The organism is Dyella sp. 01N36 (genome assembly GCF_056399745.1).
This window is the reverse complement of record NZ_JBFTRY010000208.1, coordinates 1-5,633: the sequence shown is the minus strand read 5'-3', so window position 1 is coordinate 5,633 and position 5,633 is coordinate 1. Positions and strand designations below refer to the sequence as shown.

4 protein-coding genes are annotated in these 5,633 nt (G+C 65.3%); 2 read left to right on the top strand and 2 right to left on the bottom strand.

The features are described from left to right. Together AC1DMG_RS19185 and AC1DMG_RS19180 are read right to left on the bottom strand one after the other, a co-directional pair. On the bottom strand, positions 1 to 342 hold a 342-nt coding region (locus AC1DMG_RS19185), incomplete at its 3' end, for a VOC family protein (protein ID WP_477180915.1). Next, the gene (locus tag AC1DMG_RS19180) at positions 339 to 728 is read right to left on the bottom strand and encodes an MmcQ/YjbR family DNA-binding protein (RefSeq protein WP_441604170.1); all 390 of its coding nucleotides are present in this window, start codon (positions 726 to 728) and stop codon (positions 339 to 341) included. The genes AC1DMG_RS19185 and AC1DMG_RS19180, both read right to left, overlap by 4 nt. A gap of 180 nt (positions 729 to 908) precedes the next feature. Here AC1DMG_RS19180 and AC1DMG_RS19175 point away from each other — a divergent pair, with 180 nt between their 5' ends. Further along, on the top strand, positions 909 to 1,517 hold the full coding sequence (locus tag AC1DMG_RS19175) for a GNAT family N-acetyltransferase (RefSeq protein WP_441604171.1): 609 nt from the start codon (positions 909 to 911) through the stop codon (positions 1,515 to 1,517). Positions 1,518 to 1,724: 207 nt separating this feature from the next. Beyond that, the gene (gene mfd / locus AC1DMG_RS19170; protein WP_477180914.1) at positions 1,725 to 5,177 is read left to right on the top strand and encodes a transcription-repair coupling factor; all 3,453 of its coding nucleotides are present in this window, start codon (positions 1,725 to 1,727) and stop codon (positions 5,175 to 5,177) included. The last annotated feature ends 456 nt before the right edge of the window (positions 5,178 to 5,633 follow it).

Genomic DNA, 5,633 nt, shown 5'->3' with positions numbered 1-5,633 from the left:
CACCACCACGGTGCCATAGGCCTCTTCGCGCGGCGTTTCGCAGAACACAGCCCCCGCCGCTTCCATGCGCCGATAGTCGCGCCAGAAGTCGTCGGTATGCAGCAACAGAAACACGCGACCGCCGGCCTGATCACCCACGCGTGCGGATTGCTCCGGTGACGTCGCCTTCGCCAACAACACACGCGTTTCCGTGGCACCCGGCGGCGCCACCACGACCCAGCGCTTGCCGCCGCCCATATCGGTGTCGTCAATCAGCGTGAAGCCGAGTACGCGCGTGTACCAGTGGATCGCTTCGTCGTAGTCCGCCACGACGAGGGCGATGCTGCCGATGTATTGCTTCACTTCTTGTGTTCCTTTGATGGCGGCCACTCGCCCAACTCGGCCTGCAGTTTTTTGGTCAGCTTGGCGCGGATCAGCCCGTAAGCCGTGCCGATCAGCTCCGACAGTTCCGCGGTGCTGAAACGCTTGGGCTCCACCACCGAAATCCAGCGGGCGCGGGCCAGATAAGGGGCGGCGATCATACCCGGCTGGTCGCTGAGTTCCAGGAAGCGCTCGTCCTCCACCTTGAAGGAGATCCGTCCGCCGTCGGTGGGCATGACCGCAAACATCTTGCCGCCCACGCTGAACACCAGGTCCGCGCCCCATTTGATGTCCCGGGTCACGCCGGGCCAGCCCCCGCAGAGCTTCTCCAGTTGTGCCGGGGTGATGCCTTTGGACGCAGTCGCCATGGATTTCACTCTCTCTCAACGCCGTCACAGGCGTGCTGGCGCATTCTGCCCGGGTCCGGCCCGCTCTCGCAGAATTTCGCGTGCGCTCAGCCATGCGGTGCGACATAGAGTCACCAAGAAGCGCTGCCTTGAAGGCCTTTTGTTCATGTTGCACTGCACACAGTACGGTAAAGTATGGGCATGACTCCCGCCATCGACTACTACTCCAACAGCCGCGCCCTGGTGCCCCTGCGCAGCCCCGAGCGTTTTGCACGCCCGCGCCTGGTGGAGCCGCCCAAGGCGAAAGGCGAGCGGGTGCAGACCCATGATGGTCGCGAGCTGTTCCTGCGCGGTATTGAGCCGGGCGATATGGCCGCCCTCAAGCGCCAGTTCTCGCGCCTGTCGCCGGAAGACATCCGCCGCCGCTTCCTGCACTCGATGGGCGAGCTGCCCGATTCGATGGCCCTGCGCCTGACGAATATCGATCCCGAGCTGGAAACGGCCTTCGTGCTGATGGACGAAACGGTGCAGCCGGCCGAGCTGCGCGGCGTCGGCCGCATCTTTGTGGACGAGTCCGCCAACAGTGCCGAGTTCTCGGTGCTGGTCGAGCATGACTGGGCCCGCCAGGGCCTGGGCGCCCTGCTGATGCAGCGCCTGGTCGACGATTGCCGCAAGCGCGGCCTGAGCGAGATCTGGGGCTATGTGCTGCTGGAAAATCGCCCCATGCTGCAGCTGTGCAAGGAACTGGGCTTCGTGCGCCGCCTGACGCCGGACGAACCCGGCACCGCGCAGATCTCGCTGCAGCTCTGAGGCGCCAGCCGCCCGGGCTTGTCGCGCACCCGGCGCGTGCCCATATAGAGAAGTCCATCCGCCCCGGCTCGTCCGGGGCGGTCGCGTTACACTTGCGCGCTTTCCGGTGTGGCTGGGGATGCTCTGATCAAATGCGCATGGGCGGCATGACTCCATGCGCATTTGATCGGCATCCCTGGCCGCCACGCCTCTGATTGTCGGGTTCGCATGACCAAGTCGATTCCCCACCCTTCCCTGCCCACCAGCCCCAAGCAGCGCCGTTTCTGGACGTCGCCGCACGGCTCCTCGCGCGCCCTGCTGGTCGCCGAAGCCGCGCGCACGCACCAGGGCCTGCTGGTCGCCGTTACGCGCGACACCCAGCGGGCGAGCGCGCTGGAGGACGAGCTGCGCGTGTTTGCGGGCAACCTGCCGGTGCTGCATTTCCCGGACTGGGAAACACTGCCCTACGACGTCTTCAGCCCGCACCCGGACATCGTCTCCCAACGCATCGCCACGCTTTACCAGCTGCCTACCGTGCAGCGCGGCGTGCTGGTGGTGCCGATCGCCACGCTGATGCAGCGCATCGCGCCGCGCAGTCACATCACCGGCGCAGGCCTGGTGATGAAGAAGAGCCAGAAACTGGATCTGGCCGCCGAACAGCGCCGACTGGAAGCAGCCGGCTACCGCAACGTGCCGCAAGTGGCCGAGCCAGGTGATTTTGCCGTACGCGGTGCGCTGATCGACATCTTCCCGATGGGTTCGGCCCAGCCCTACCGCATCGAGCTGTTCGACGACGAAGTGGAATCGATCCGCAGCTTCGATCCGGAAACCCAGCGCTCGCAACAGCAGGTCGACCACATCGAACTGCTGCCGGCGCGCGAATTCCCGCTCACCGAAAACGCCGCCAAGGATTTCCGCACGCGCCTGCGCGAACGCTTCCCGATCGACGTGCGCCGCTGCCCGCTCTATCAGGACATGAAGGAAGGCGTGACGCCGGGCGGCATCGAATACTACCTGCCCATGTTCTTCGAGCAGACCGCGACCTTGTTCGACTATCTCGCCGACAACGCCGTGTTCCTGCTTGGCGAAGGCGCGCTCGAATCGGCCGAACAGTTCTGGACGCAGACCGGCGAGCGCTACGACCAGCGCGCACACGATATCGAACGTCCGGTGCTGCCGCCGGCTGAGTTGTACCTGCCGCCCGAACTGCTGCGCGAACGGCTCAACAAGCGCCTGCGCATCGAAGTGGTGGAAAGCGGCCACGAGCATGCCCTGCCCACCGGCACGCAGCCCGCGCCTGAGCTGCCGCTCAACCGCAAGGGTGAGGAGCCGGGCACGTCGCTGCGCCACTTCCTGTCCAATTATCCGGGACGCGTGCTGATCACCGCCGATTCGGCGGGCCGCCGCGAAGCGCTGATCGAACAACTAGCCGGCGCAGGTCTCAAGCCCGAGACACTCGATGGCTGGCCGGCGTTTCTGGGCAACGACAAGCTGCGTCTTGCCATCACCACGGCAGGACTGGAACAAGGCTTCGCGCTGAACGATCCGGCGCTCACCGTACTCACCGAACGCGAACTGTTCGGCGAGCGCGTGCGCACGGAGCGCAAGCGACGCCGCGGCGCGGCGCGCGATCCGGAAAGCATCATCCGCGATCTCACCGAGCTGACCATCGGCGCGCCCATTGTCCACGTCGATCACGGCGTGGGTCGCTACCAGGGCCTGGTCTCGATGGAACTGGGAGGCATGGACGGCGAGTTCCTCATCATCGAATACGCCAAGGGCGACAAGCTCTACGTGCCGGTGGCGCAGCTGGGTCTGGTCAGCCGCTATACCGGTACCGCGCCGGAACTGGCGCCGCTGCATTCGCTGGGCGGCGATGCGTGGGAACGTGCGCGCAGGAAAGCTGCAGAGAAAGTACGCGACGTGGCCGCCGAACTGCTCGGCATCTATGCGCAACGCGAAGCACGCGGCGGCGAATCGATGCCGATCGATCGACAGATGGTGGAAGAGTTCGGCGCCACCTTCCCGTTCGAAGAGACACCCGACCAACAGCAGGCGATCGACTCCGTGCTGCACGATCTGGCCGCGCCACGCGCGATGGATCGCGTGATCTGCGGCGACGTGGGTTTCGGCAAGACCGAGGTCGCACTGCGTGCCGCCTTTGCCGCCGCCACGGCCGGCCGCCAGGTCGCGGTGCTGGTGCCCACCACCCTGCTCGCCCAGCAGCACTACCGCAACTTCGCCGACCGTTTTGCCGACTGGCCGGTCAAGGTCGACGTGCTGTCGCGCTTCAAGTCGGGCAAGGAAGTCAACGACGCACTCAAGCGCCTCGCCGACGGACAGATCGACGTGATCGTGGGTACGCACAAGCTGCTCGCGCCGGAGATCAAGTTCAAGAATCTCGGCCTGGTCATCGTCGACGAAGAGCAGCGCTTTGGTGTGCGCCAGAAAGAACAGCTGAAGAAGCTGCGTGCCGAAGTCGACCTGCTCACCATGACGGCCACGCCGATCCCGCGCACGCTCAATATGGCGATGGCCGGCTTGCGCGACCTGTCGCTGATCGCCACGCCGCCGGCCCATCGCACGGCCGTGCGCACCTTTGTTGCGCAATGGGAACCGGCACTCGCGCGCGAAGCATTCCAGCGCGAACTGCAGCGCGGCGGCCAGGTGTACTTCCTGCACAACGAGGTCGACACCATCGAGCGCGCCGCGCGCGAAGTGCAGGAGCTGATCCCCGAGGCACGCATCGGCGTAGCCCACGGCCAGCTTCCCGAACGCGAACTCGAACGGGTGATGGCGGATTTCCACCGCCAGCGCTTCAACGTGCTGGTGTGCACCACCATCATCGAAACCGGCATCGACATCCCCACCGCCAACACCATCATCATCAACCGCGCCGACCGCTTCGGCCTCGCGCAGCTGCATCAGCTGCGCGGACGCGTGGGCCGCTCGCATCACCGCGCGTATGCCTACCTCGTGGTCCCCGATCGCAAGGCGATGACGGCCGATGCCGAGAAGCGCCTTGAAGCGATCGCTTCGCTGGAAGAACTGGGCGCGGGCTTCACGCTTGCCACGCACGACCTGGAAATCCGCGGTGCCGGTGAGTTGCTGGGCGACGAGCAGTCCGGCCAGATCCAGGAAATCGGTTTTGGTCTATACACCGAGCTGCTGGAACGCGCCGTGCGCGCACTGAAGTCCGGCAAGGTGCCCGACTTCGATCTCAGCAGCGAACACGAAACGGAAGTTGAACTGCACCTGCCGGCGCTGATTCCCGATGACTACCTGCCCGATGTACACACCCGCCTGACGCTCTACAAGCGCATCGCCAGCGCCCGCAACGACGACCACCTGCGCGACCTGCAAGTGGAAATGATCGACCGCTTCGGCCTGCTGCCCGACCCCGCCAAGCAACTGTTCGCCATCGCCCAACTCAAGCTGATGGCAACCCCGCTAGGCATCCGCAAACTCGACTTCGGCGCCAATGGCGGACGCATCGTTTTCCGCGACAAGCCGGAAGTCGACCCCATGGCCATCATTCGCCTGATCCAGGGGCTGCCGCGCGTTTACAAGCTCGATGGCCAGGACAAGCTGAAGGTAAACCTGGAGCTGCCGGGGGCGACAGAGCGCATTCGCTCGGCGCATGAGGTATTGGTGCAGCTGGGAGCGCGCAGGCCGAACTGAAAGCCCGCGCGCTTTTCTCGCGACCTTCGATGAGCGCAGCGCGGACAACTCGCGCTGGTCTGTGGGAGCGCACCCTGTGCGCGACAGCCATGCTGCGGTGTACCGCTCCGTAGGKTTGTCGCGCACAGGGTGCGCTCCCACAAAGAGCCGACCGCAACTCCAGGTCCACGCCCCACGGCGTGCGCGCTCCCTTGTAGGAGCGGACTTGTGCGCGACCGCGGAGCGTGGGTGTATCGCTCCGTAGGCTGGTCGCGCACAAGTGCGCTCCTACAAAAAGACACCCGGCAAGACAAGCGTTGTTTTTCTCTTGATCCGGCTTTTGGCTCTACCCCCGGGGTCCCCGTATGACGCGGCGGGCGGGTGGAGGAAAGCCCGCAGGGTGGCCGCATGGATGCGGCCAGTTTTTCGACAGGACAGGGATGTCCTGTCGAAAAACCCCGTAACCCGCACGCGCAC

Excerpts from the sequence above, each read along its gene's own strand:
- mfd (WP_477180914.1), top strand. The coding sequence starts at position 1,725 with ATGACCAAGTCGATTCCCCACCCTTCCCTGCCCACCAGCCCCAAGCAG.
- AC1DMG_RS19175 (WP_441604171.1), top strand. The coding sequence starts at position 909 with ATGACTCCCGCCATCGACTACTACTCCAACAGCCGCGCCCTGGTGCCC.
- AC1DMG_RS19180 (WP_441604170.1), bottom strand. The coding sequence starts at position 728 with ATGGCGACTGCGTCCAAAGGCATCACCCCGGCACAACTGGAGAAGCTC.